Annotated in this window: 20 protein-coding genes; 10 read left to right on the top strand and 10 right to left on the bottom strand. The window is 61.9% G+C overall.

Going from position 1 to position 24952, the window contains the following annotated elements; all coding sequences use genetic code 11:
- Window positions 1-64: 64 nt before the first annotated feature.
- From AC1PUL_RS00480 to AC1PUL_RS00455, 6 genes are read left to right on the top strand one after another with little or no spacing between them, the layout of a single operon-like run.
- A complete protein-coding gene (locus AC1PUL_RS00480; protein WP_480466101.1) occupies window positions 65-784 on the top strand; it encodes an ABC transporter ATP-binding protein in 720 nt (239 codons plus the stop codon).
- Window positions 785-787: 3 nt separating this feature from the next.
- Entirely contained in the window at window positions 788-1507 is a 720-nt protein-coding gene (locus tag AC1PUL_RS00475; protein ID WP_480466100.1) for an ABC transporter ATP-binding protein, read from the top strand.
- The gene (locus AC1PUL_RS00470) at window positions 1494-2357 is read left to right on the top strand and encodes a branched-chain amino acid ABC transporter permease (protein ID WP_480466099.1); all 864 of its coding nucleotides are present in this window, start codon (window positions 1494-1496) and stop codon (window positions 2355-2357) included. Before AC1PUL_RS00475 ends, AC1PUL_RS00470 begins: the two co-directional genes overlap by 14 nt.
- Before the next feature lie 7 nt (window positions 2358-2364).
- Window positions 2365-3480, top strand: a complete 1116-nt coding sequence (locus tag AC1PUL_RS00465; RefSeq protein ID WP_480466098.1) for a branched-chain amino acid ABC transporter permease — start codon at window positions 2365-2367, stop codon at window positions 3478-3480.
- A complete protein-coding gene (locus AC1PUL_RS00460) occupies window positions 3473-5227 on the top strand; it encodes an FAD-dependent oxidoreductase (protein ID WP_480466097.1) in 1755 nt (584 codons plus the stop codon). The genes AC1PUL_RS00465 and AC1PUL_RS00460 overlap by 8 nt, the downstream gene beginning before the upstream one ends.
- Before the next feature lie 9 nt (window positions 5228-5236).
- Window positions 5237-6139: an intradiol ring-cleavage dioxygenase gene (locus AC1PUL_RS00455; protein ID WP_480466096.1), complete on the top strand. Its 903-nt coding sequence runs from the start codon at window positions 5237-5239 to the stop codon at window positions 6137-6139.
- A 334-nt stretch (window positions 6140-6473) separates the two neighbouring features.
- On the opposite strand, the gene AC1PUL_RS00450 is transcribed toward AC1PUL_RS00455, so the two are convergent.
- The 6 genes from AC1PUL_RS00450 to bcsA form a co-directional block, all read right to left on the bottom strand.
- Window positions 6474-6974, bottom strand: a complete 501-nt coding sequence (locus tag AC1PUL_RS00450; protein WP_480466095.1) for a hypothetical protein — start codon at window positions 6972-6974, stop codon at window positions 6474-6476.
- A 425-nt stretch (window positions 6975-7399) separates the two neighbouring features.
- Window positions 7400-8296, bottom strand: a complete 897-nt coding sequence (locus tag AC1PUL_RS00445; protein WP_480466094.1) for a hypothetical protein — start codon at window positions 8294-8296, stop codon at window positions 7400-7402.
- A gap of 368 nt (window positions 8297-8664) precedes the next feature.
- Entirely contained in the window at window positions 8665-9429 is a 765-nt protein-coding gene (bcsN, locus tag AC1PUL_RS00440) for a cellulose biosynthesis protein BcsN (protein ID WP_480466093.1), read from the bottom strand.
- Between the two features lie 8 nt (window positions 9430-9437).
- Complete coding sequence (locus AC1PUL_RS00435; protein WP_480466092.1) at window positions 9438-11486, bottom strand: hypothetical protein; 2049 nt, start codon at window positions 11484-11486, stop codon at window positions 9438-9440.
- The gene (locus tag AC1PUL_RS00430) at window positions 11483-13774 is read right to left on the bottom strand and encodes a cellulose biosynthesis cyclic di-GMP-binding regulatory protein BcsB (RefSeq protein WP_480466091.1); all 2292 of its coding nucleotides are present in this window, start codon (window positions 13772-13774) and stop codon (window positions 11483-11485) included. The genes AC1PUL_RS00435 and AC1PUL_RS00430 overlap by 4 nt, the downstream gene beginning before the upstream one ends.
- Entirely contained in the window at window positions 13767-16016 is a 2250-nt protein-coding gene (gene bcsA / locus AC1PUL_RS00425) for a UDP-forming cellulose synthase catalytic subunit (protein ID WP_480466090.1), read from the bottom strand. The genes AC1PUL_RS00430 and bcsA overlap by 8 nt, the downstream gene beginning before the upstream one ends.
- Before the next feature lie 614 nt (window positions 16017-16630).
- Here bcsA and AC1PUL_RS00420 point away from each other — a divergent pair.
- From AC1PUL_RS00420 to AC1PUL_RS00405, 4 genes are read left to right on the top strand one after another with little or no spacing between them, the layout of a single operon-like run.
- Window positions 16631-17455 (top strand): class I fructose-bisphosphate aldolase, encoded by an 825-nt coding sequence (locus tag AC1PUL_RS00420; RefSeq protein ID WP_480466089.1) that lies wholly within the window; start codon window positions 16631-16633, stop codon window positions 17453-17455.
- Window positions 17456-17478: 23 nt separating this feature from the next.
- A complete protein-coding gene (locus tag AC1PUL_RS00415) occupies window positions 17479-18621 on the top strand; it encodes a Gfo/Idh/MocA family protein (RefSeq protein ID WP_480468439.1) in 1143 nt (380 codons plus the stop codon).
- Between the two features lie 9 nt (window positions 18622-18630).
- Window positions 18631-19302 (top strand): D-lyxose/D-mannose family sugar isomerase, encoded by a 672-nt coding sequence (locus AC1PUL_RS00410; RefSeq protein ID WP_480466088.1) that lies wholly within the window; start codon window positions 18631-18633, stop codon window positions 19300-19302.
- A complete protein-coding gene (locus AC1PUL_RS00405; protein WP_480466087.1) occupies window positions 19302-20363 on the top strand; it encodes a carbohydrate kinase family protein in 1062 nt (353 codons plus the stop codon). Before AC1PUL_RS00410 ends, AC1PUL_RS00405 begins: the two co-directional genes overlap by 1 nt.
- A gap of 20 nt (window positions 20364-20383) precedes the next feature.
- Here AC1PUL_RS00405 and AC1PUL_RS00400 read toward each other — a convergent pair whose 3' ends face one another.
- The 4 genes from AC1PUL_RS00400 to AC1PUL_RS00385 all read right to left on the bottom strand — a co-directional run bounded on the left by AC1PUL_RS00400 (window position 20384) and on the right by AC1PUL_RS00385 (window position 24940).
- On the bottom strand, window positions 20384-21409 hold the full coding sequence (locus tag AC1PUL_RS00400) for a LacI family DNA-binding transcriptional regulator (RefSeq protein ID WP_480466086.1): 1026 nt from the start codon (window positions 21407-21409) through the stop codon (window positions 20384-20386).
- Window positions 21410-21517: 108 nt separating this feature from the next.
- On the bottom strand, window positions 21518-22825 hold the full coding sequence (gene glnT / locus AC1PUL_RS00395; RefSeq protein ID WP_480466085.1) for a type III glutamate--ammonia ligase: 1308 nt from the start codon (window positions 22823-22825) through the stop codon (window positions 21518-21520).
- 85 nt (window positions 22826-22910) lie between these two features.
- Complete coding sequence (locus tag AC1PUL_RS00390; protein ID WP_480466084.1) at window positions 22911-24239, bottom strand: FMN-binding glutamate synthase family protein; 1329 nt, start codon at window positions 24237-24239, stop codon at window positions 22911-22913.
- A gap of 14 nt (window positions 24240-24253) precedes the next feature.
- Window positions 24254-24940: a protein GlxC gene (locus AC1PUL_RS00385; protein ID WP_480466083.1), complete on the bottom strand. Its 687-nt coding sequence runs from the start codon at window positions 24938-24940 to the stop codon at window positions 24254-24256.
- Between the last annotated feature and the right edge of the window lie 12 nt (window positions 24941-24952).

Below are 24952 nucleotides of genomic sequence, written 5' to 3'. Positions count from 1 at the left end.
GATGTCCGGCAGGACAGAGGGGGGTGCCCCGCATGAGTGCGTCAGAGTCTGAAGGGACTGAACAATGCCGATCCTGGAATTGAATGGTGTGTCGAAATCCTTCGGGGCCCTCGTGGTCGCCGAGGATATCGGCTTTTCTGTCGAGCCCGGCGAGGCGCTGGGTATCATCGGACCGAACGGCGCCGGTAAGTCGACGCTGTTCAACCTGATCACCGGCAACCTCTCCGTCGCCAAGGGCAGGGTTCATTTCGATGGCCGAGACGTGACGAATGTACAGCCGATGCAGCGCTGCTTTGCCGGCATGGGCCGCACCTTCCAGATCCCCCAGCCTTTCGAGCGGCTGACTGTCTATGAAAACCTGCTCGTCGCCGGCGCCTTCGGCAGCGAAAGCAGCGAGACCGACGTCGCCGAGTTCTGCGCCGAGATCCTGGTCGAAACGGGCCTGATCGCCAAGGCCAACCGCCCCGCCGGCAGCCTCACTCTGCTGGAGCGCAAGCGGCTGGAGCTCGCCCGCGCCCTTGCCACAAGGCCGAAGCTTCTCCTGCTCGACGAGATCGCCGGCGGGCTGACCGAAGGCGAGTGCCGGCAGCTGGTTGCCACGATCAAACGCGTGCACCAGCGCGGCATGACGATCATCTGGATCGAGCATGTGCTGCATGCGCTGAACGCAGTCGCCGAGAAGATCCTCGTCCTGAACTTTGGGCGGGTCATCGGCCATGGCGATCCGCAGACCATCATGAATTCACGCGAAGTGCGCGAAATCTATCTGGGCATGGAGGTCTGAACCATGAGCCTCATCGAAACGAAGAACCTCACCGCCTTCTATGGCGATTTCCAGGCCCTGTTCGGCGTGGATCTTATCCTCAATCCCGGCGAAACAATCGCCGTCATCGGCGCGAACGGTGCAGGCAAGTCGACGCTGATGCGCTCGATAGCAGGCGTGTTGCGCAACGAACCCACAACCATCCTGCATCGTGGCCAGCCGATCGGCGCGCTCGCCGCACCCGACGTCATGGCCCGCGGCATCGCGCTCGTTCCCGAAGGACGCCGGCTGTTCCCCTCGCTGACGGTCGAGGAAAACCTGCTCGTCGGTCGCCACGGCCGTAAAATCGACGGGCCCTGGTCGCTCGAAACAGTTTACGAGCTTTTCCCGATCCTCAAGGAGCGGCGCCGCAATCCCTCGACGGCGCTTTCCGGCGGGCAGCAGCAGATGGTCGCAATCGGCCGGGCGCTGATGTCCAATCCGGAAGTGCTGCTCTGCGACGAGCTCAGCCTCGGCCTCGCACCCGTGGTCATCAAGGACATCTATGCCGCCTTCCCGCGCATCCGGGAAACGGGTGCGGCGATCGTCATCGTCGAGCAGGACATCGCCCAGGCGCTCAAGGTCGCGGACCGCGTCTATTGCATGATGGAAGGTCGGGTCACCCTTGAAGGGCGTCCCGAAGATCTCGACCGCGCCGATATCCACGCGGCCTATTTCGGAGCGGAACCCCATGAACTGGCTTGATACAATTCTCCAGGGCATCCTGCTCGGTGGGCTCTATGCCCTCTTCGCCGCAGGCCTGTCGCTCGTCTTCGGCATCATGCGGCTCGTCAATCTTGCCCATGGCGACCTGATCGTTTTCTCGGCCTTCCTGATCCTGTTGCTGGTCTCCACGCTGGGGCTCAATCCCTTCGTCGCGGCCCTGATCGCCGGCCCTCTCATGTTCGGGATCGGCTACCTGCTGCAATATCATCTGCTGAACCGGACGCTCGGCAAGGACATCCTGCCGCCGCTGCTCGTCACCTTCGGCCTGTCGATCGTCATCCAGAACGGTTTGCTCGAGGCCTTCACCGCCGACAGCCAGCGGATCCCGGCAGGCGCGCTGGAACAGGCATCGCTCTCACTCGGCGGCATCAATGCCGGCGTCATGCCGCTGCTCACCTTCGCCTCTGCCATCCTGGTCATCGTCGGCCTCAACCAGCTGATCTACAGGACGGCGCTGGGCCGCGCCTTCCGCGCAACCTCCGACGACGTGGTGACGGCAGGCCTAATGGGCATTCGTCCCAACCAGATCTTTGCCATCGCCACCGGCCTTGCCATGGTGATCGTCACGATCGCCGCCCTCTATCTCGGCACCCGGGCAAATTTCGATCCAACCGCAGGACCGGCGCGCCTGATCTATGCCTTCGAGGCGGTCATCATCGGCGGGCTCGGCTCACTTTGGGGCACGCTTGCCGGCGGCATCATTTTGGGTGTCGCACAAACGCTCGGAGCCGCCATCAACCCGGAATGGCAGATCCTCTCGGGCCACATCGCCTTCCTGCTGGTCCTGCTGTTCCGCCCGCGGGGTCTCTTCCCCCGCGCTGTCGATTGAGGTGACGATGAACGCCAACAGAGAAACCCTGTCTAAGGTCATGCGCCCGACGCCATCCTGGCGGGTCGAGACGCGCACCCGGCTTTCCTCGCTGTTCGCGCTTGCAGCCATCCTCTTCGTGCTGCTCTTGGCAGCGGCCCCCTTCGTCGTCTCGCGCGGCGTGGTGCAGGACCTCTTCTTCATCCTCACCATGCTTGCGCTCGCCCAGAGCTGGAACCTGCTCGCTGGATACGCAGGCCTGATCTCTGTCGGCCAGCAGCTCTATGTCGGCTGTGGCGCCTATGCGCTGTTCGGCTTCGTCATCCTGCTCGGTGTCGATCCGATCCTGGCCATCCCCCTCGCCGGCCTTTTTGCCGTCCTCGTGTCCATACCGACGGCCTTCTTCGCCTTCCGCCTCTACGGCCCCTATTTCGCCATCGGCACCTGGGTTATCGCCGAAGTGGGCCGCCTGTTGTTTGCCCAATGGAAAGCGCTTGGCGGCGGCACAGGCACCTCACTTCCACGTGACGCGACGCGCGAGATGTTTGGTGTGTCGTTGCTCGAAGACTGGTTCGGTATGCGGACCGCAGCAGCAGCCGACGCCATCGCCTTCTGGCTGGCGCTGGTGGTCCTCGTCCTGACCATCTGGTTCGTCTACCGCCTTCTGCGCTCCAAGCAGGGTCTTGGCCTTGCCGCCGTGCGCGACAACGAGACGGCGGCCCGGGCCCTCGGCGTCGATGCCCGCAGGCTGAAGCTCATCATCTACCTCTCGACCGCCTTCATCACCGGCGTCGTCGGCGCGCTCATCTACCTGCAGAAGGCCCGCATCTCTCCGGATGCCGCCTTCTCGCTCACCGACTGGACGGCCTATGTGCTGTTCATCGTCATCATCGGCGGCATTGGCACCATCGAAGGGCCAATCCTCGGCGTCATCATCTTCTTCCTGATGCAGAATGCGCTGTCGAGCTACGGGTCCTGGTACCTGCTGCTGCTCGGCGCCATCGCCATCATCACCATGCTGTTTGCGCCACGCGGGATATGGGGCCTGATCACCGACCGCACCGGCATCGAACTCTTTCCGGTCCGCCGCACCTTGAGGGGTGGATCGCTTGAACAAACGACAAAGGGAGGGCCAAATGGCTGACATCACCACCGACGTCCTGATCATCGGCACCGGGCCGGCCGGCTCGGCAACCGCCGCCTTGCTCGCGAGCTATGGCCTTGAGCCCATGGTCATCAACCGTTACCGCTGGCTCGCCAACACGCCGCGCGCCCACATCACCAACCAGCGCACGATGGAGGTTCTGCGCGATCTCGGCCGCGACGTCGAGGACGAGGCCTACATGTTCGCGACCGAACAGGACCTGATGGGCCAGAACGTTTTCTGCACGGCGGTCGCCGGCGAAGAAATCGGCCGCATGCAGAGCTGGGGCAACCATCCGCTGTCGCGCGCCGAACATCTCCTGTCCTCGCCCGGCCGCATGAACGACCTACCGCAGACCTATATGGAGCCCCTGCTCTTCAAGACAGCCTGCTCGCGCGGCGCGCAGTCGCGCATGTCGACAGAATATGTGAGCCATATGCAGGATGCAGACGGCGTCACCACCACCTGCCGTGATCGACTGACGGGCAAGGACATCACGATCCGCTCGAAATTCCTGGTCGGGGCAGACGGCGGCAACTCCAAGGTTGCCGAACATGCCGGCCTCACCTTCGAAGGCAAGATGGGCGTCGCAGGCTCGATGAACATCCTCTTCGAATGCGATCTCTCGCGCTACGTCGCCCACCGCCCCTCGGTGCTCTACTGGGTGCTGCAGCCGGGCGCCGATGTCGGCGGCATCGGCATGGGCCTCGTGCGCATGGTCCGCCCCTGGAACGAGTGGCTGATCGTCTGGGGCTACGACATCAACCAGCCGGCACCGGCGGTCGATGATGCCTTCGCAACCAAGGTCGTGCGCGATCTCGTCGGCGTCCAGGACCTGCAGCCGAAGATCAAGTCGGTCTCCACCTGGACCGTCAACAACATGTACGCCACCACGATGTCGAGCGGGCGCGTCTTCTGCATGGGCGACGCCACCCACCGCCATCCGCCGTCGAACGGTCTCGGATCCAACACCTCGATCCAGGATGCCTTCAATCTTGCCTGGAAGCTCGCCGCCGTCATCCGCGGCCAGGCCGGCATGGGCCTGCTCGACAGCTACCAAGCCGAGCGCGCCCCGGTCGCCAAGCAGATCGTCACCCGTGCCAACAAGTCGATCGAGGAATTCGGCCCGATCTTCAAGGCGCTCGGCCTGCTCGATTCCGTCGACCCCGTGAAGATGCAGGAAAACATGGATGCGCGCTGCAACGACACATCAGATGCGGAAAAGCAGCGTGAGGCGATCCGCCAGGCGATCGCCGCCAAGGTCTATGAGTTCGACGCCCATGGCGTGGAGATGAACCAGCGCTACAAGTCCAGCGCCATCGTCACCGACGGCCAGCCGGAACCGGCCTTTGAGAAGGACGCCGAGCTGCATCACCAGCCGACCAGCTGGCCCGGCGCCCGCCTGCCGCATGCCTGGCTCTTCGGCCCAGAAGGTGAAAAGGTCTCAAGCCTCGACCTGACCGGCCATGGCGTCTTCACTGTTCTTACCGGCATCGGCGGCGATGGCTGGGTATCTGCCGCAAAATCATTGTCGAAGGAATTCGGTCTGCCTATCGCGGTCCACAAGATCGGCCCCCGCCAGACCTGGCAGGACTTCTCCGGCGACTGGGCCCGCGCCCGTGAAATCCGCGATTCCGGCGCACTTCTTGTCCGCCCGGATCACCACGTCGCCTGGCGGGCGGAAGCCGCCGTCAAGGACCCCGAAGGCGAGCTGCGGCGCGTCCTGAAAACCATTCTGGCACGGTGAGGAGACATCATGGACGCGCATGAAAAGGGCTACTTCACTGAGGAGACCTCCGTCGAGGTCGTCACCGGCCGCAACGCCAACGCCAAAGACGAGCGGCTGAAGCAGGTGATGGAGGTCATCACCCGCAAGCTGCACGAGGCGGTCAAGGAACTGGAACCGACGCAGGACGAATGGATGGAGGCGATCCTCTTCCTGACCCGCACTGGCCAGATGTGCAACGAATGGCGCCAGGAATTCATCCTGCTGTCAGACGTGCTTGGCGTCTCGATGCTGGTCGATGCGGTCAACAACCGCAAACCCTCGGGCGCCTCGGAAAGCACGGTGCTGGGCCCCTTCCACGTGGCCGATGCCCCTGAACTGCCGATGGGCGCCAATATCTGCCTGGACAGCAAGGGCGAGGATATGGTCATCGAAGGCCATATTCTCGACACGGAGGGCAAGCCGATCGCAGATGCCGTGATCGATGTCTGGCAGGCCAATGACGAGGGCTTTTACGACGTCCAGCAGAAAGGCATCCAGCCCGATTTCAACCTGCGCGGCGTCTTTCGTACAGGGCCGGATGGCCACTACTGGTTCCGCGCTGTAAAGCCGAAATTCTACCCGATCCCCGATGACGGCCCGGTTGGGCAGCTCCTCGGCAAGCTTGGCCGCCATCCCTATCGCCCGGCGCATCTGCACTACATCATCAAGGCCGAGGGTTTTGAGACGCTCGTCACCCACATCTTCGATCCGGATGATCCCTACATCCATTCGGATGCGGTCTTCGGCGTGAAGGAGAGCCTGCTCGCAAGGTTCGATCGTCGCAAGGATGCGGCCCGGGCTGCGGAGTACGGCTTTACGGAAGAGTTCTGGGAGGTGAAGCACGATTTCGTGCTTGTGGGTCGCAGAAACACGTCTGGTGACCGATTGTGAATGCTCAGACCGCTTGGAAGGCATAGTGCCAGGAACCTTCCAGGTGGCTGCGACAATAGTTAAACGCATCCCGATCGGGCTGGACTAGCCATAGTTTTTGGCACCACCTTTGTTTCGCAACGGGTCCAGCGGACGGCTCGCTTCAGGAGAGCGAACAATGGACTAGCAGCAAAGTTCTGCAGATTGATGTCGCTCGTCACAACACGAAAGGCACTGAAGAGGCCCGCTGGCTTGGGCTGGAGCCAGGGAGCGCTTGACCTGACCCCACGAACACAAGCCCCCGGAGGCGGATGCTTCCGGGGGCTTTTGCACTGTTGGCGCCGATCAGGACCGATCAGCTGCCGAGACCCGGCAGGAATACGGGGATTGGGGGCATAACCACCGGATCGTTGATCTTGTCCCAATCGTCTCCTGGTTTGATTGCGCCGCCGCCGTTGGCGGGCGGATTGCCGCCGCTGCCCGGTAGCACGCTACCGCCAAGCCCTGGAAGTTGCGCGCCGCCTCCCACCACCACCGGTCCACCGCCACTGACGGGCAGCACGATCGTGCTGCCGCTGCCCGGCACCACCGAGCTGGGCGGCGTGGTTGTACCGCCGCCAGCCTGGATCGGCTGCGGGATGTTCTTCGTGATCCACAATCTGGCGAACGCATCGTCCGTGAGGAACTGGGCAAACTGGACCTGGTCCTTGATCAGGTTCTCGATCGAAGCTTGTAGAACCTTGCTGCTATCGGGAATCTGGGATGTCCGTTTGTTGTAAAGCTCCAGTCTTTCGGAGCGCTGCTGTGGGGACAGTTCTGGATATTCGTCGCTGCCCGACGCCGAAGTAGCGATCACGCCGCTTGCAGCTACCGCTCCGACGACCCCCACTGTTGTCAATGACCCGAGGCTTACACCGGCTGCACCGACCCCGGCGGCAGAACCGCTACCGGCTGCAGAACCGCTCGCTGCGCCAGGAGGGCGGGAAGACGGAGACGACGAGGGATTCCGACTTGATTGGTTCGGCTCATCGTCGGTGACACCGGTAACGACAACAGGTTGTGCTGCGCTGACACCGACTGCGGCGGCGGCATTCCCCACGCCACTGCCTGCGCCCGCTCCAGCTGCCCCGCCCGGCACCGCCGAACCCGTGGCGCTAGTGGCGGGCGGAGAAGAGGACTGCCCAAATGCCGACGCTGGTGAGAGCGAGGCGCCTGTAAGGGCGACAATGAGCGGCCATGCCGAATGGCGCATCATCAATTTCCGGATCATGTCAGGCCTCCTCAAAACCGATAGGACATGCCGAGCGATACACGCCGGTAGTCGTATTTGCTGTTTTCAAACCAGGTCACCCCCTTGGCGTTAAGCTCAAGCTGGTCGGTGAGCATATAGCCCATTCGCAGCTGGGCAGAGCCCCAGGATGTATCAAGCGGTGTCTCCGCTGGCGCTACCGTCTGCGAGAGGACGTGATGCAGCGCTAACGAGCCGGCAATCTTCAGCTTTGGAGTCAGATTGTAACTGGCACCGAATTGCAGTGCCATGAACTCGGCATTCCAGCGCGCCTCCTGGACCGAGTTTGTGGGAGCGTAAGTCTGTTTGTTTTTGGCGTTCAGATAACTCAAATCCACATGAAGGCCGAGGTCGCCGAGTTCATGCGAACCGCCAGCAAAGGCGCCGAGATAGCTCCCAAAGCTCGAACTTGGATTTCGTGAAGGTGCAACGGCAAAGCTGTAGCCCAAATCGCCATCGCCCACACCTCCGATGACACCAATGCGCAGATGTTCCATCGGCTTGAAGCCGATCATACCGTCAACTCCGCGTGTCTGCCCGTCGCCGTTAAGATCAAGCGGAAATGACACCACGCGGGAATTCCATTCTTCGCTTGAAAAACGTCCGCTGATTTCCGCAAATCCGGCGTCGCCAATATCGGTGCTAAGACCGAGACGTACACCTTTACCCTGCTGGTTGAGGCGCGCAGGCTGACCAGCCTTCTGGTCTATCCACGTAAAAATGCCTTCAGATGAAAACCTGATGTTGTTGAAAAGTCGTGGCGATTTTCCCAAAGGCTGCACCTGTGCCAGAGACGGCAAAGACGGTGCCTCTGACACGGCGTCAGCCGCCAGTGTGCCACCAGCCAAAAAAAGTGAGGCAAAACTGCTAACCAGCAGTAACTTCTTCATAGTGCATGCTCCCCATTACCGGTTCACACTGCGTAACAGGGTAAGTCGAAGCGGACCAAGTCTCTGCGTCTCACCAATCATCACTACGTCCCACGACCCGCATTTTCTCTCAGATGTTGCAGAGAAGAAACGCTTGGATCCGACCGGCTATCTACCCAGCGAGTGTTTTCTTCGCGACCGCCGGCGCATCCAACGGAAGGCAAAGATCGGGGCTCTGGAATAGATCCAGCGAGCACGCGCCTGCCGTGGAAGGGATTCAAAACGCGCTGCCGACTACGGCTTCACCGAGGAATTCTGGGAGGTGAAGCACGATTTCGTCCTGGTCCGGGCAGGCGCATAGATTGGCGAGCGCCCTGTGGATGCACGGTTCATCCAGGCATCGGGATGCTGACAGCCGGACCCGACGGCTCGTCTCTATCGGCCTGCAAAGGCTCAGAGGCTGCGTCTTTGCTCTCATTCACCTGAGGGGTGATGGCGACAGTCGACGCCCTTGTGGCTGAAGCAGCTGCAAGGCTCGGCGTGGAATAGGCATAGCTTAAGGGCGGAGGCGGGGTTGAAGCCGAACCTCGCAGCGTCAATCCGACCAAGAGGTCGGCGAGCACATCCGGGGCCAGGCTCGGATGGCAATAGCGAAGGCGAACCTGCAAGGGCTCATCTCGCCCCGCATCGCGGTCCTGACCAATCATCTGCCAGGCAGAAACGCAGCCGCCTTCGGCGCCCAGTTTCCCCGTGGCGACGCCATAGGAACCATAGGCATTGCGACGAATCACGGGATCGATGGCCATGGCAACACCGGGAAAGTCGCGCCTCAGAGTATCCGTGATCTCGCGGCGATCCGGCCCCTTCCCGAAGGAAGCCTTCGACGATGACCGGGTTGATACGGTGAGAGCGTTTTCGCCGGAAATGGTGGTCATGTTGCTGTAGACGAGGACCTGTGTCGTCACGCCATCAAGAGTGGTCTGCCGAAGGCTCAAAGGTGCCTCGCCGAGCCCGGTCAGGGAGGCGGATGCCAGATGCACCGGGAGCTCGCGGTTGCCGGTCGATACAGGCATGCTGCCGGTCATCCCCTCAAGGAGCGGATCGTCGACGGTCGTGCAGCCGTTGAGGCCAAGCAGTACCAGGACCGCAAACATGTTTCGCTTCACTGGTTGATCCCCATGCGTTCGTTGATGGCGGCGATGCCCCTGGCATTCGCCGGGTCGGCCATGACCTGGTTGAGCTGGGCGAAGATCGCGCGCGACTGTGAGAGATTGCCAAGGTGGTAATGGCTCCAGGCGCGCATCTGGCTGATACCCACCGGCTCCGGCATGATCTGCAGGCGGGCGTTCAGCGCTTCGAGGGTGACGCGGTATTGCTTGCGATCGAAGGCGGCGCGCGCCCGCTGCCAGAGAAGCTCGGCGCGCAGTTCCCGGTCGCGCAGCGGCGTCAGACCGCGCTGCATCAGCAGGGCCTCGGCATCATCGGTCAGATTGGCGCGAAGCAAGGTGAGGCCAAGGCCATAGGCGGCATCATCCGCCTTGCCGCCACCGCCCGCGAGACCGGCCGTAAACGCCTGACGCGCTTCGGCCAGATGGTTGAGACCCAGAAGACACCAGCCCTTGGCCACCTGCGCATCCGGCCGCAAAGCCGTCTTTGCTTCAAGCCGCCGCAACTCGGCAACGCAGCCACCATAGTCCTTTTTCTGCAGCCGCGAGAGATAGCCGGCCTGAACGCCTGCGGGTGCCGAGACCGATTTCCCGGCCCGCTCGCGCGGTTCCGCTGCTGATTTCAGCTCGGCGAAAACCGTTTGATAGGTCTCGCCATGCTGTTCCCGCAGCTCGGCAAGGGCCTTCTTTTCGCCTAGGCGCGTCAGTGTGAGGGCCAACCCCTTCAGGCTGTCGGCCTCGGCCTTCCATTCGAAGGCCTTTGCAAACCAGGCGTGGGCCGGCTCGAACTGGCGCGAGTTATAGGCATACCAGCCGATGAGGCGGGCGTGATCGGAGGATTCCGTCTTCTGGATCGCTTCCGAATAGCGGCTCACGACGCGCTCATCGATGTCGGTCTTGCCCTCACCCTTGAAGGGGAAAGAAAGCTGATCGAGCAGGAAGGCATCCTCACCGTCAAGCAGGTCGAGCTGCGCTGTCACAAGGGCGTAGGCTTCCTCGTCCTTCGACTGGTGGGAAAGACTGAGCGCCATGCCGCGGACGGCTTCCGGCGTCGTCTTCTTCTGCAGCATGCGCTGGAAGAAGTTTGCCGCCTGGTCCGGCTGCTCGATTTTCAGCATGTACCAGCCCATCAGAGCGAGGTCTTCCGGTGCTTGCTCCGTGTCGGCGGCCGTCCTCACGGCGGCAATCACCTCGGGGCCCGGTTGAGGCGCGCCCGCAACACCGGAGGCGAAGTCGCCCAGTTCGCGGCGCATCAGATCGAGGCTCAGCGACCGCATGGAGAGGGCCAGTTCTGGATCAGCAGAGAGCACCCGGATCGCCTCGCGCAAATCGGCTGCCGGAATGTCCTCCATCGCCTTTTGCAGGGTGGTGAGCACCAGCTCATCGGAAAACGCCTTCTCCGGCGCGCGGAAGAGTATCCCGCGATAGACCGTCGTCAGCCCCTCCTGCATCTCGTTTGCCCTGAAAGCATCGAGCATCATCCAGAGCAGGTCGATCTCGGTTTCCTGCGCAGGGTCGAGCTTTGCACCAAGGCGAATGACGGTCACGAAGTCCTTCGCCTCGTTGGCCCGCGTCATGGCAAATCTCAGTTTCCGCCGCTCGAGCTTGCTGCGGAAATCCTCCGACGGCTCCCAGCCCGGATGGCTTGCGGCGATACGGCTGATCTCCTGCTCGATGCCGGCATAGTCATCGCGCTCGTAGAGCTGCCAGAGCGTGGTCTCATCGACGTGGTCGCCAGCATCCGGAGCATAGAGGTCCGCCGGGGGCATGAAGCCGGGAAACTTGAGTTCCAGGCGCCGGGTCTCGGCTTCGACACGCTCCGCCTCGCCATTGCGGGCATAGTAATAGAGCGCGGCCAGATCGACCGTGTCGGGCGCTGGCGTCGTCTGCGCATTCGCTTCGCCGGTTTCTGTGCCGTTCGAAGGCTGTGCCATGGCGGTGGTCGCTTCGGGGACCAGAAGCGACGTCGCGCTGGCCGGCAATGCGACGAACAGCGTGGCGAGGATGGTGCCGGCCAACAGCCTCGTATTGATTGTCTTCTTCATTCGACTGTCCTCACGCCCTTGCGCGGCACGACATAACCAACCCACCAGCCGAAGCCGCCCACCAGCGCCAGAACAAGGCCGACATAGATGATGAAGTTGTCGGAGAGCCAGGCAGCCGCGAGGCGTCTCAGATTGGCGGGGCTCGTATCGGTGATCGGGAAGAAGCTGTAACTTTCGGGATAGCGGTTCACGAGTTCGAGGTCCGAGCGGCGGATCACCGCTTCCTCTCCTTCGAGGGCCGTCCAGGTTGCCGGCTTCGTCAGCGCTGCGACGCCTTGCTGGAGCAGGGTTTCATCGGTCGCGTTGACATAGGTCCAGACGGCCGAACTCTCAGAGGAAGCCACCTGTCTCACGCTGATCAGCTTGTCCCGGGGATCGACCTTGACGTCTTCGCGTCCGATATCCTTGTAGGCCAGCCAACGATTGATGGTTGTCGAGGCCGTTGCCACCCAGTCGGAGACGCGGCTCTTCAACGACAGCTGACCATGCTGAAGCCGCGTTTCCACCTGGAAAGCGTCGAGAAGGGCCTGCGAGTCCGACAATTGGTCGCCCGCCGTAACCGAAGCCGTGACCAGATCATCGGTTGCAGAGAACGGTAGGCGATCGCCCTTCTGCCCGGCGAGTTCGGCAAGTTCCAGCGGCTCATCACCGGCGCCGACAATCAGGGCATTCGTCGACTGGCGCGGATCCGGGCGGCCGATCTTCAGTTCGGCCGGCAGGGGATGACCTGCCGACAGGGCGAGCCGCGTCAGAAGGGTCAGCGCAGACCCAAGCCGTGCGGGTGTCGCCGTATCGACATAGAGATCGAAGGCAGCAGAGCCCTTCAGGGGGAAAGACGTCCCGGCAAAGGCTGCAAGGTCTGGAAGACGACCGGCGCGGGCCAGGGGCGGTATCGTCACCGTGGTTTCTTCGAGCAGCAGGAAGCGAGACCGCGCTTCCTCGCGCTGAGCCGGATCGCAGGCGAGGTCGGAGGCAAGCGGCAACTCGGCCAGAACGCGAACATGGTTCACACCGGGATGGAAGGCGCGCAGCGGAAGTTCCAGCGGCTTGTCCTTGAGCGTCGTGCCCTCGGGATCGTAGAGCACCAGGCTGGCTACTGCACGCTCATTGACACGCACGAGCAGTTGCGTTCCGGGGGCGAGCCCCGGCGCGGTGGCAGCATTCAGATTGAGATCGACCGTCGCATAGTCGCCCGGATAGAAATCGGCGGGCATAACGACATCGAAGCTCGTTTGGAAAAGACGACCGGCAAAAGGTGTCGTCTGATAGCCGATGCTCGACAGCGAGTGAGTGCCCGGGCTCTCGCCATCGATCCGCGTCTGCGCCATGGCGAGCTTGTTTGTGCGGATCAGCGGAAGCAGCGGGCCGTTGACAGCGGCAAGCAGCAGCGACTGGAACTCGCTCTTGTTTGAACCGCGCATGGTCACGACGTAGCGACCGTTTTCGCCCTGTCGGACGAAGAGACCGCGCGGTGCGGCGGCAAGGGCGTCGCGTGCGGGTTGCGGCAGTTTCGCGTCCAGGGGGTCGCCGAGATAGAGGTCTATGCCCGGTCCGCTGCCTCCGACATCGCCGACGCTGACACTCAGATCCTCACGGCCGAGCACCAGTGCCAGGGTCTGCACGAGCGACAGGCTGTCGCGAAGTGTCGTCTGGGGAGCATCCTGTCCGGCAATCACGCGGATTTCCGTGGCCCCGTCGCCATTTCGGCCGACCGACAGAAGGCTGGCGAAATCGCCATCCTTCGGACGTGCGCTGGTCAGGAAGCCACTGACCAGCGGATCGATCTGCGTCCACAGTTCGTACGTCGCCTGAACGCTGCAATCGATGCGGTGGTGCTGTTTCGCACGCAGACGGATCTGGTTCCAGCCGACGGTCAGATCCTTGGCCGCAACCGGAATATCATGGGTCGCCGGCCCGTTGGGCGATCGGATCGGCAAGGCTGCGAGAGGCTTGCCGTTCAACTCGACATCCAGCACGGCATCGTCAGGCATGACCGAGACGGCATTGGTGTAGCTCAGTCTGAGGATGCCGGCTGTCGTCACCTGATCCGGCGAGAGATAGAAGGTGAGTTCTCTCGGCGCATCTTCGCCTTCCAGACGCATGGCTGTTGCCGACTGGCGGAAGGCGACCATCTGGCGGGGAATATCCGAACCGGCCTGAACCGTGCTCTGGACACTTGCCGCACCAAGGTCTGCCGGGACGAAATCGCCGGCGCGAGAAGCGTTTGCCGACAGACACACGAGGATCGCGGCTGCAGACAATCGGCGCAGGATTTCCAGGTTATGCATAGGCCGACCCTTTCAAAGCTGCAGGATAGGTCGCGCCCGGGTCCGACGCCGCGCTTGATGCCTTGATGATCAGCGGCGCGTCAGGATGCGAGATTTCCGTCGTTTCGCGGACCAGACGCAGGGCGTAGGTAAAGCCGCGCAGCGTCTCGGTGATCGTCCAGAGCGCAAAGCGGAAGGTGCCGGTAAAGAAGCCCTTGTGCTTCTGGACACGGTTCCAGCGATCCTGCAGCGGCTGCTGTTCGCAATACATCATCTCGGCGATCGCGATGAAGGTTTCGGGCGTGCGCTCGGCAAAGGCAAAGCCGAAGCTCGTCTCGTCCTGCCGGCGCAGCACGCTGCGGCAGACCAGCGGAATACGCATGCCGCGGCCGTGGCGGCGGATCTCGATGACAGCCTCCTCGCCCTTCTCGAGACCGTTTACCGGCTGTCCGTCGATGAACTGCAGCGCAAGGCCACCGCTCGACACGTCCGCGATGATGACGGCGTGGCTTGTGCCGCCGGAGTGCAGGATCGCATGACGGCGAACGCTGAGGCGCTGGTTGCGTCGACGCTCGCGCCGTTCCGAGACGGAGCCGAGGGCAGCACCGGCAATACCCATGTTGATGATGTTCCAGCCGGCGACAATCAGCAGCAGTTCGGAGGGCATGGCTTCCGTTGTGTAACGCCAGATCGCATAGCAGCTGGCAGCAAAGAGCAGGAAGAAGATCAGAAAGTAGGGGCGCGCCAGCGGCGAGAGTTTGCTTTCATCCAGCGTCTGGCCCTTCGACGTGACGTTGAAGGTCGGCTTGCGCGGGTTCTTCACGACACTCAGGATCGCGCCGAACAGCATCACCGACTGCACATATTCATAGAGCTCGGAGACCCAGGGCCAGCGGACGCGCCCGAAAAGGTAGCTCTGCATGGCAAAGGACGAGATGAGATAGGTCACCGAATAGCAGATGAATTCGGTGATGTTGGCTTCGAAGATCTGCAGCGTAAAGAAGATGTAGAGGAGCGGCGAGAACATGAAAGTCAGCCGCGTCAGCGGGAAGAGCCAGAAGAGGTTGGTTCCGGCATAGCAGATGCGCTGTGCGGCGGAGAGACCGCGCTGCAGGAAGGGACGGTTCAGTGTCAGGATCTGCAGCATGCCCTGGGCCCAGCGAACGCGCTGTCCGATGAAGGAGACAAGCGTTTCCGGCTGCAGTCCGGCGATCAGCGGCTTGTCGACATAGAGGCTGTGCCAGCCGCGGCAATGAAGGGCCAGCGCGCTTTCGCAGTCTTCGGTGATCGACTGACCCGAGAAGCCGCCGGTCTCCTTCAGCGCCTTGCGGCGCAGGACCGCAGCGGAGCCGCAGAAGAAGGAGGCATTCCACTTGTCGAGGCCGCGCTGGACGACGGAATAGAACATCTCGTTTTCCGACGGCATCTTGCCGAAGGTCTGCAGGTTCTTCTCCAGCGGATCAGGATTGAGGAAGTAGTGCGGTGTCTGAACGAGGAAGAGCTTTTCGTTGTTCTTGAAGTGGCCCACCGTCTCGTTGAGGAATTCGCGCACAGGCGCATGGTCGGCATCGAAGACGACCACAAGCTCGCTGGTCGAAATTGCGAGACCTGCGTTCAGATTGCCGGCCTTGGCATGGCTGTTTTCGGCACGGGCGTGATAGCGGACGCCAAGCGCTGTCGACAGCGCCTGCAGCTCCTCGCGGCGGCGGCGGGCAGCGATGGCGGCGCGCGGATCGGACTGGTTGCATTTGGCATCGGTGGCGCCGTCATCGAGCAGATAGACGGTCAGCTTGTCCGCCGGATAGTTCATCGATTTGGCCGCAGCCAGCGTCAGCGCCAGCAGGTCGGCGGACTCATTGTAGGACGGGACAAAGACGTCGACGGTCGGCTTGTCGTCATCGGCAAGACGCGGCGCTGGCTTGCGGTCCAGCGGGTCGGCGACGATGAAGAAATTGATCGCCAGCATCACCAGGCAATACATTTCCGCCGCATAGAGAATGATGCCCGGAATGAAGTTCCAGGGCTCGTTGATATCAGGAAGTGTCTCCGTCGTGCGCCAGAACGCATAGCGCAGGGCGAGCACGGCCGAGAACACGAAAGTCATCACGCGAAATGTCTTGTTCTGCGGACGCATCATGAACAGGAGCATCAGCGCCAGAATGGTCAGGCTGAGCACCAGTTGCGCCTGGAGGCTGATCGGCAGCCACAGCAGAAACACACCAAAAAGGCCCGCAATGATTGCAGGCAACGCAGCGCACGTCATGTGCAGAACCCCATTTCTCATTCGCCCGCAGCTTCATCTGCGGCGATCCCCCTAACAGGAACGCCTGAGAATTAGGGGGTGACTTCTTAGCAAATTGCTAAGAGCGCGAGGGGTGGAAAAGCCGTTTAAGCCCGCCGCCGAGCCATCTGCAAAACACATAATACATTGATTTACAATGGATTTTAAGGTCCTTTAATTCATCATTTCGACATAGACAGATGATCGAATTCCTAAACCTGATCTAATCGACATGGTAGAGAATGAGTTAACGCGGGCTCATCTTGGGGGTTATATGCTCCAGGGCGGGACAGGGAGACAGTTCCTGGCTGCATTTGCTGGCAGACCCCGCTTTGACCCAAGCGATGGACGACACCCCTTACCGCATTATCCTTCGGCAGCGAGACGGAAGAAATCTCACCGTCCCGATCTCGCACAGCAAGGCCTTGTCGCCCTGCCCAATATCGTTTTCCGCTGCTCTCGATAGTCCCGGGCAGGATCGATCCCATCGACACATGTCCACGACCTTGCGCGGTCTCGTGACTGCTTCACTTATTGACAGCGTTTGACGGTCGCAATAGCCTTTGTGGAAACGTTACCACATCGGGAGGAAATCGATGAAACTTGCGCGGCTCAACCGCCTCTTTGGCACGTCCGGAAACTGCTTCGACGTGGCGATCGACCATGGCATGTTCAACGAACGGACCTTCCTCGCCGGCATCGAGAACATGCGCTCGGCGATAGACGTGATCGCCGCTGCAGGACCCGACGCGATCCAGTTGCCGCCGGGTACGGCGCCCATGCTGCAGTCCATTCCCGGCAAGGCCCGCCCCGCCCTGGTGCTGCGCACCGACGTCGCCAACATCTACGGCAACCCGCTTCCGAGCGCGCTGTTTTCCGAAATCATCGACCGCCCGGTCGAACAGGCGATTGCCCTTGATGCCGCCTGTGTCGTCGTCAACCTGCTGATGCTGCCAAACCAGCCCGAGGTCTATCGCGCCTGCGTGCGCAACGTGAACAGCCTGAAACGCGAATGCGAGATCTACGGCATGCCGCTGATGGTCGAGCCGCTGGTGATGCAGGACAATTCCAAGGGCGCCTACATGGTCGATGGCGCCATCGACAAGATCCTGCCGCTGGTCCGCCAGGCTGCAGAACTCGGCGCGGACATCATCAAGGCTGACCCTTGCGACGACGTGACCGAATACCACCGCGTCATCGAAATCGCTCAAGGTTTGCCGGTTCTGGTGCGCGGCGGTGGCAAGGTCTCCGATCAGGAGATCCTCTCGCGCACCAAGGCCCTGATGGAGCAGGGAGCCCGAGGCATCGTCTATGGACGCAATGTCATCCAGCACGCCAATCCCGGCGGCATGACGCGTGCGCTGATGGCGATTGTCCATGACGCTGCAGCGGCGGAAGAGGCGTCACGCCACCTCGCCTGAGGTTGCGCGACGGGAGGAGGAAGATCATGAAGACATTTCGTTTCGGCGTCATCGGCTGCGGCCTGATGGGGCGAGAATTTGCCAGTGCTGCCGCGCGCTGGATGCATCTGAGCGATGCAAAGGCACGGCCGGAAATCATCGCTGTCTGCGACACCAATCCGGACCTGATGGCATGGTTCACGACGCACCTCCCGTCGGTGCGGCAAACCACCACCGATTACCGCGAACTGCTCGCCAACCCGGAGGTCGACGCAATCTATTGCGCCGTACCGCATGCTCTGCATGCGGAGTTCTATGTGGAGATCCTTAAGGCCGGAAAACACCTGCTGGGCGAAAAGCCCTTCGGCATGGACCGGGAGCAGAACCAGGCCATCATGGCGGAGCTTGCAAAGCACCCGGAACTGATCGTCCGTTGTTCATCGGAGATGCCCTACTTCCCAGGTGCGCAGAAAGTCATCGCCATGGCGGAAAGCGGCGAGATGGGCGACATCCTGGAAGTCGAGGCCGGCTTTCTGCACTCCTCCGACATCGACACGAACAAGCCGATCAACTGGAAGCGCATGGAGCATGTCAACGGGGCCTATGGCTGCATGGGGGATCTCGGAATGCATGTCCTGCATGTGCCGCTGCGCCTTGGCTGGCGGCCCGAGACCTTGCACGCCAATCTCGTGAAGCGGGTGACCGAGCGGCCGGACGGCAAGGGCAACCGGGTTCCCTGCACCACCTGGGACAATGCGACGATCAGCAGCCGCGTAGTGACCGCGGATCAGGAGTTCCCGATGGTCCTCAAGACCTGGCGCATTGCACCCGGCGAGTCCAACACCTGGTACATCCGCATTCTCGGCATGCAGAAGAGCGCCTTCTTCTCGACGAAAAACCCTCGCCAGTGGCAATGGATGGACTACCAGGGCACGACGCAGTCGTGGAATACGGAAGACCTTGGCTATGGCTCGGTATTTCCAGCCATTACCGGCAAGATCTTCGAATTCGGCTTTGCCGATGCGATCCAACAGATGTGGGCGGCCTTCATGGACGAACTGGCCGGCGGGAGGGCAAACGGCTTCCCTTGCGCAAGCCCTGCCGAAGCTGCAGACCATCATGCGGTGCTGACCGCAGCGCTAAGGTCTGGTCTCGAAAACCGCGTCGTCACCGTCGACTACGATTGAGGCACGGCCATGAAACGCTCGGAGATCAACGCAGCATTGCGCTTTGCGATCGAAATGCTCGAGACCTGGCGCTGGTCGCTGCCAGTGTGGGGAAAATGGACATTGGCAGACTTCGCCGCCAATCCCGAGGCCTCACAATATCTTCGCAGCCGCCAGCTCGGCTGGGATGTCACAGACTTCGGCTCGGGCCGTTTTGCCGACCAGGGGCTCGTGCTCTTCTGCCTGCGCAACGGTATCCTCGGCGTGGAAGGCGAACGCAGCTATGCGGAAAAACTGCTCTTCATCCAGGAAGGCCAGCTGACACCTGCACATCTGCACAAGGCCAAGCAGGAGGATATCATCAACCGCGCCGGTGGTGATCTCGTCATCGAATTCTGCGCCGCCGATCAGACGGGAAAGACCACCGATGCCGATGTTCAGGTGCTGGTCGATGGCCTTGCCCGGCACCTGCGCACCTGGGAGCCCCTGGTGCTGCATCCCGGCCAAAGCGTGACCATTCCGACCGGGCTCTATCACCGCTTCTACGGGGCGACAGGAAAGGGGCCCGTTCTGGTCGGCGAAGTCAGTGAGGTCAACGACGACCGGACGGACAACTATTTCCTCGAACCCATCGGTCGTTTCGCCGAGATCGAAGAGGACGAGCCTCCGCTCCGACCGCTCTGGAACGAAGGGAGTGTCTGATGAGAGCCGGGGAGGAGGTTCGAAACGGACGGGAAACCGGAGAGAAGGGCGGCATCGTCTGCGTCGGCAATTTCATCGTCGATCGCATCCACACGCTGTCATACTGGCCGGAACAGGGAAGCCTTGCCCATATCCTGCATCAGGACCTCGGCGTCGGCGGTGGCGCAGCCAATGTGGTGACCGACCTAGCCTCGTTCGGCTTCAAGGGTCGGCTTTCGGTCGCAGGCGCCGTGGGTGAGGACAGGGACGGCGACTATGTACGCGATCGCCACGCCTCGCTCGGCATCGACATGACGGGCCTGAGGACGCTGAAGGGTCACGCAACGGCACATACCCATGTCATGAATGTGCCGGGACAGAGCCGAACTTTCTTCTATCACGGTGGCTCCAATGATCTCCTGTCCGAGGATGCGATCGATCCCAGAGCCTATGCCGCAAGCGGTCATCGGATGTTCTATCTGGGCTACCTGATGCTGCTACCGGCCCTGGACCGCCTGGATGACGCCGGCTCCTCTGGAGCGGCCCGTCTGCTGAAAGCGGCGCGCGAAGCAGGCCTCGTCACCTGCGTCGATTTCGTTTCGAGCGAGGATCCCGCCTTTGCCGCGCAAGTCGCTGCCGCCCTGCCCCATTGCGACTACGTGATCGTCAACGAGACCGAAGCCGGGCGCGCAACCGGGATGACCGTTCGCGATGAGGCGGGCGGGCTGTTGATGTCGGCGCTGGAGGCGGCCGGTCAGAGGCTTCTGGATGGCGGCGTCGCCAGAGGCGTCGTCATCCATGCACCGGAGCTCTCCATCTGGCTCACGCCACGACAAGCCCCCGTTGTGACCCCCGCCTTCCCCGTGGATCCGGCGAAGATCGTCAGCCCCGTGGGTGCCGGCGATGCCTTTTGCGCGGCTGTCCTTTACGGGCTGCATGAGGGCTGGCCGATCGAAACCACATCGATCGTCGCCCACCGTGCAGCGGTTCATTGTCTCGGTGGCACAACCGCGACGGATGGCATACCCGACATGTCCGTCCTGCTGGCTGAAATTGGCCAGGACTTTTCGACAACTGCATAACTGGCGGCGGTCGGACGGTCTCAGCCCTTGACCGAAGCAGGTGCGGTGGATTCCCTGACAATCAATTCAACGGGCAGGCGCGTCACTGATGCGGGTCGATGATCAAGCGACTGCTGACGATCCCCAAGACGCTCCTCCAGCCTTCGGGTGGCCTCCAGCGCGACATCACGGATCGGCTGCGCCACCGTCGTCAGTCTCGGTAAAACGTAGGCCGCTTCCGGCAGATCGTCGAAACCGATCACCGAGCAGTTCTGTGGCACGCTGCGGCCACTGTCTCGGACAGCATGGATGACCGCAATGGCCGCGATATCCGTCGTTCCGATGATTGCTGTGATGTCGCCATGATCGTCCAGAACCTTCCGAGCAAGCGCATAGATGGCCGCGAAACTGTGATCCTCGCCGATCGCCTCTGTGACGGGCGAGAGGCCATGGCGATGCAAGACCTGCCGAATGCCCTGCAGTCGGAGCTGGATCGGTTGGCTGTGACCGGGCGCTCCGACCACGGCCACCTTTCGGTGACCAAGATCGATGAGGTGCTGGGCCATGATGCACCCACCCTCCACATGGTCAGCCATGATGGCGTCATCTGATATGTCTTCAAGCTCACGGTCGATCGCGATGATCGGAATGCCGGAATCCGCCAGGGGCTTGAGATGCGCGGTCCCGCCATAGGCGCTCGCGACGATCACGCCTTCGACGCGCTGCGCTCTGAGCATCGCGACATAGCGTGCCTCGTGCTCTTCGTTCTCGGCGGAACTGCAGATCAGGGTGTGATAGCCGCGCTCGAAAAGCTCGCGTTCGATGGTGTTGGCGAGGATACCGAAGAAGGGCACGTCTATGGATGGCAGCATCAGGCCGATCATCCGGCTGGCTTCCCCACGCAACATCCGGGCGCCCTTGCTCGGCGCATAGTTGAGATCCCGGATCGCCGTCTCTACCCTTTGGCGCACCTCCGGAGAGACATAGCCACTGTTGTTCAGAACGCGTGACACGGAAGAGACCGATGTTTCGGCAACCTTCGCTATCGTCCTGATACTGGCTGTCATCTCCGGCTTTCCTGCGGCATAGGCCTCACGGAGTACGAAGATTTAGCGACCTCGGCAAGTCGAGACTGTCAACGGAATACCACATCCACCTCCACTCTCGGCTGACGTTTACACGTCCAAAGTCGTCTGATGCTCCCAGGCCGTGAACTGCGAGCAATAGCTGGTCCATTCACCGTGCTTGAGCTTGAGATAGGCGGCAGAAAAGGCGTGTCCCAAGGCGGCCTGCAAATCCTCGTCCTTCTCGTAGGCACGCAGCGCATCGAGCAGGTTGAGTGGCAGACGTGGGGCATCCTTCACCAGGTGGCCATCGCGGTACATGTCGATGTCGTGATGCGGGCCCGGATCAGCATTGCTTTTCAGGCCACTCAGACCCGCCGCGATGATGATTGCCTGCAACAAGTATGGGTTCACGGCCCCATCCGGCAGACGAAGCTCGAAACGGCCGGGGCCTGGGACGCGCACCATATGGGTGCGGTTGTTGCCGGTCCAGGTCACCGTGTTCGGTGCCCAGGTGGCGCCGGAGACGGTGCGCGGGGCGTTGATGCGCTTGTAGGAGTTGACGGTGGGATTGGTAATCGCGGCCAGCGCGGAGGCATGTTTCATGATGCCGCCAAGGAAGGTCTTGCCTTTGGCCGAAAGGCCGAACGGCATTTCCTTGTCAGCAAAGGCGTTCACCTTGCCGTCGAGATCCCAGACCGAGATATGCGCATGGCAGCCATTGCCGGTCAGCCCCTTGAAGGGCTTCGGCATGAAGGTGGCGCGAAGGCCATGCTTCTCCGCAACGGACTTCACCATGAACTTGAAGAAGGAATGCTTGTCAGCGGTTTTGAGCGCGTCGTCATACTCCCAGTTCATCTCGAACTGGCCGTTCGCATCCTCGTGGTCGTTCTGATAGGGCTTCCAGCCGAGTTCCAGCATGTAATCGCAGATTTCAGCGATGACGTCGTAGCGGCGCATCAGGGCCTGCTGGTCGTAGCAGGGCTTTTCGGCCGTATCGAATTCATCCGAGATCTTTTCGCCATCAGCCGAAATCAGGAAGAATTCAGGCTCGACACCTGTCTTGACCCGCAGACCATGCGCGGCAGCCTCCGCGACCAGCGCCTTCAGGACCACGCGCGGCGCCTGCTCGACCGGTTTGTCGTCCATCACGCAATCAGCCGCGACCCAGGCAACGTCCTTCTTCCAGGGCAGCTGGATGACTGAGGAGGCATCGGGAATGGCGAAGAGGTCGGGATGAGCCGGCGTCAGGTCGAGCCAGGTGGCGAAGCCGGCAAAGCCTGCGCCATCCTTCTGCATGTCGGCGATCGCTTCTGCCGGCACCAGCTTGGCGCGCTGGGCGCCGAAGAGATCGGTAAAGCTGATCATGAAGTATTTGATGCCGCGCTCGGCAGCGAAGCTTGCAAGGTCCTGTGTCACGTCGTTCCCCTGTTTTTATGGATTGAGACACATTGGTTGAAAGGAAATGGCCGCATCCGTGGGAGTCGGATGCGGCCATCAGGTTTTAGAAGCCTCCTTTGCCGGGGTACCAGCTGGTGCCGGCGAGCGGCACTTGCGCCATGGCGGCCGCCTCCATCGTCAGCGCGCAGAGATCCTCCGGTTCAAGATTGGTGAGCTTGTTCTTGCCGCAGGCGCGGGCGATGGTCTGCGCCTCCAGCGTCATGACCTTGAGATAGTTGGCGAGACGGCGACCGGCGGCGACCGGATCAAGGCGGGCGGCGAGTTCCGGATCCTGTGTCGTGATACCCGCCGGATCCTTGCCCTCATGCCAGTCGTCATAGGCCCCAGCCGTCGTCCCGAGCTTCTGGTATTCCTGTTCCCATTTCGGGTCGTTGTCGCCGATCGCAACGAGGGCTGCCGTACCGATCGCCACCGCATCGGCACCGAGTGCCAGGGCCTTCGCCACATCGGCGCCGGAGCGGATACCGCCCGAGATCACCAACTGGACCTTGCGATGCATACCGAGGTCCTGCAGGGCCTGGACGGCAGGTCTGATACAGGCGAGTGTCGGCATGCCGACATGTTCGATGAAGACGTCCTGGGTCGCAGCCGTTCCGCCCTGCATGCCGTCGAGAACCACCACATCGGCACCCGCTTTCACGGCAAGTGCCGTATCGTAATAGGGGCGAGCACCGCCGACCTTTACATAGATCGGTTTCTCCCAGTCGGTGATCTCCCGCAGTTCGAGGATCTTGATTTCGAGATCATCGGGGCCTGTCCAGTCGGGGTGGCGGCAGGCGGAGCGCTGGTCGATGCCCATCGGCAGATTGCGCATCTGGGCGACACGATCGGAGATCTTCTGGCCGAGCAGCATGCCGCCGCCGCCGGGCTTCGCCCCTTGGCCCACAACCACTTCGATAGCATCGGCACGACGCAGATCCCTCGGGTTCATGCCATAGCGGGAGGGAAGATACTGGTAGACGAGCTTTTCGGAATGGCCGCGTTCCTCGTCCGTCATGCCACCGTCGCCTGTCGTGGTCGAGGTGCCGGCAAGCGTCGCACCCCGCCCCAGCGCCTCCTTGGCGTTGCCGGAGAGCGCGCCAAAGCTCATGCCGGCGATGGTGATCGGGATCTTCAGCTCGATTGGCTTCTTGGCAAAGCGCGTGCCCAGAACGACGGATGTGTCGCACTTCTCGCGATAACCTTCGAGCGGATAGCGGGAGATCGAGGCGCCGAGGAAGAGCAGGTCGTCGAAATGCGGGACCTTGCGCTTCGTGCCGCCGCCCCGGATATCGTAGATGCCGGTTGCCGCCGCGCGGCGGATTTCTGCCAGCGTATGGTCATCAAAGGTCGCGGACTTGCGCGGCGGGGTAAACGGGTTGTGGTAGCTCATGGCTTTTCCTCGCCTCAATACGCGTCGGCATTGTCGATGTTGAAGTTGTAGAGCTTGCGGGCCGAACCATAGCGTTTGAACTCTTCCGGCTTGATGTCGGTAATCCCCGCCTTACCCAACAGCTCCGCGAGTTTTGCGAGATGTTCGGGACGCATTTCCTTTTCGATGCAATCGGCGCCGAGGCTCTTCACCGTACCGCGGACGAAGAGTTTGGCTTCGTAGATGCTGTCGCCCAGCGCTTCCCCCGCATCGCCGCAGACAACCAGATGGCCGGATTGCCCCATGAAGGCGGACATATGCCCGATCGATCCTCTGACGACGATATCGATGCCCTTCATCGAAATGCCGCAGCGCGAGGCGGCATTGCCCTTGATGACGAGCAGGCCGCCGCGCCCGGTGGCCCCGGCATATTGCGACGCATCGCCCTCGATGATGACGGTCCCGGACATCATGTTTTCGGCCACACCCGGACCGGCAGAGCCATGGATGGTGACGGTGCCGCCGTCATTCATGCCGGCGCAGTAGTAGCCGACCGAGCCCCGCACCTCGACGGTGACAGGAGCATCGATACCGACCGCAACGGCATGGTGACCGCGCGGATTGACGACTTCGAACGCGGTATCGTTTGCGCCGGCGCCGAGTGTGTGCAGGGCGCTGTTGAGCTCCCGCAAGGGGGTTTGGGAGAGATCGAAGACGGGCATGGTGACAGCTTT

The sequence above is a fragment of the Rhizobium sp. P43 genome (assembly GCF_056730705.1).
Note: the sequence above shows the minus strand (reverse complement) of the source record. Positions and strands in the feature narration are given on the sequence as shown.

What these genes read in the sequence shown, in the direction of transcription:
- AC1PUL_RS00390 (WP_480466084.1), bottom strand. Translation starts at nt 24,239, where the DNA reads ATGAGCTACCACAACCCGTTTACCCCGCCGCGCAAGTCCGCGACCTTT.
- bcsA (WP_480466090.1), bottom strand. Translation starts at nt 16,016, where the DNA reads ATGACGTGCGCTGCGTTGCCTGCAATCATTGCGGGCCTTTTTGGTGTG.
- AC1PUL_RS00430 (WP_480466091.1), bottom strand. Translation starts at nt 13,774, where the DNA reads ATGCATAACCTGGAAATCCTGCGCCGATTGTCTGCAGCCGCGATCCTC.
- AC1PUL_RS00435 (WP_480466092.1), bottom strand. Translation starts at nt 11,486, where the DNA reads ATGAAGAAGACAATCAATACGAGGCTGTTGGCCGGCACCATCCTCGCC.
- AC1PUL_RS00410 (WP_480466088.1), top strand. Translation starts at nt 18,631, where the DNA reads ATGAAACGCTCGGAGATCAACGCAGCATTGCGCTTTGCGATCGAAATG.
- AC1PUL_RS00420 (WP_480466089.1), top strand. Translation starts at nt 16,631, where the DNA reads ATGAAACTTGCGCGGCTCAACCGCCTCTTTGGCACGTCCGGAAACTGC.
- AC1PUL_RS00460 (WP_480466097.1), top strand. Translation starts at nt 3,473, where the DNA reads ATGGCTGACATCACCACCGACGTCCTGATCATCGGCACCGGGCCGGCC.
- AC1PUL_RS00385 (WP_480466083.1), bottom strand. Translation starts at nt 24,940, where the DNA reads ATGCCCGTCTTCGATCTCTCCCAAACCCCCTTGCGGGAGCTCAACAGC.
- AC1PUL_RS00475 (WP_480466100.1), top strand. Translation starts at nt 788, where the DNA reads ATGAGCCTCATCGAAACGAAGAACCTCACCGCCTTCTATGGCGATTTC.
- bcsN (WP_480466093.1), bottom strand. Translation starts at nt 9,429, where the DNA reads ATGTTTGCGGTCCTGGTACTGCTTGGCCTCAACGGCTGCACGACCGTC.
- AC1PUL_RS00455 (WP_480466096.1), top strand. Translation starts at nt 5,237, where the DNA reads ATGGACGCGCATGAAAAGGGCTACTTCACTGAGGAGACCTCCGTCGAG.
- AC1PUL_RS00480 (WP_480466101.1), top strand. Translation starts at nt 65, where the DNA reads ATGCCGATCCTGGAATTGAATGGTGTGTCGAAATCCTTCGGGGCCCTC.
- AC1PUL_RS00445 (WP_480466094.1), bottom strand. Translation starts at nt 8,296, where the DNA reads ATGAAGAAGTTACTGCTGGTTAGCAGTTTTGCCTCACTTTTTTTGGCT.
- AC1PUL_RS00405 (WP_480466087.1), top strand. Translation starts at nt 19,302, where the DNA reads ATGAGAGCCGGGGAGGAGGTTCGAAACGGACGGGAAACCGGAGAGAAG.
- AC1PUL_RS00470 (WP_480466099.1), top strand. Translation starts at nt 1,494, where the DNA reads ATGAACTGGCTTGATACAATTCTCCAGGGCATCCTGCTCGGTGGGCTC.
- AC1PUL_RS00400 (WP_480466086.1), bottom strand. Translation starts at nt 21,409, where the DNA reads ATGACAGCCAGTATCAGGACGATAGCGAAGGTTGCCGAAACATCGGTC.
- AC1PUL_RS00465 (WP_480466098.1), top strand. Translation starts at nt 2,365, where the DNA reads ATGAACGCCAACAGAGAAACCCTGTCTAAGGTCATGCGCCCGACGCCA.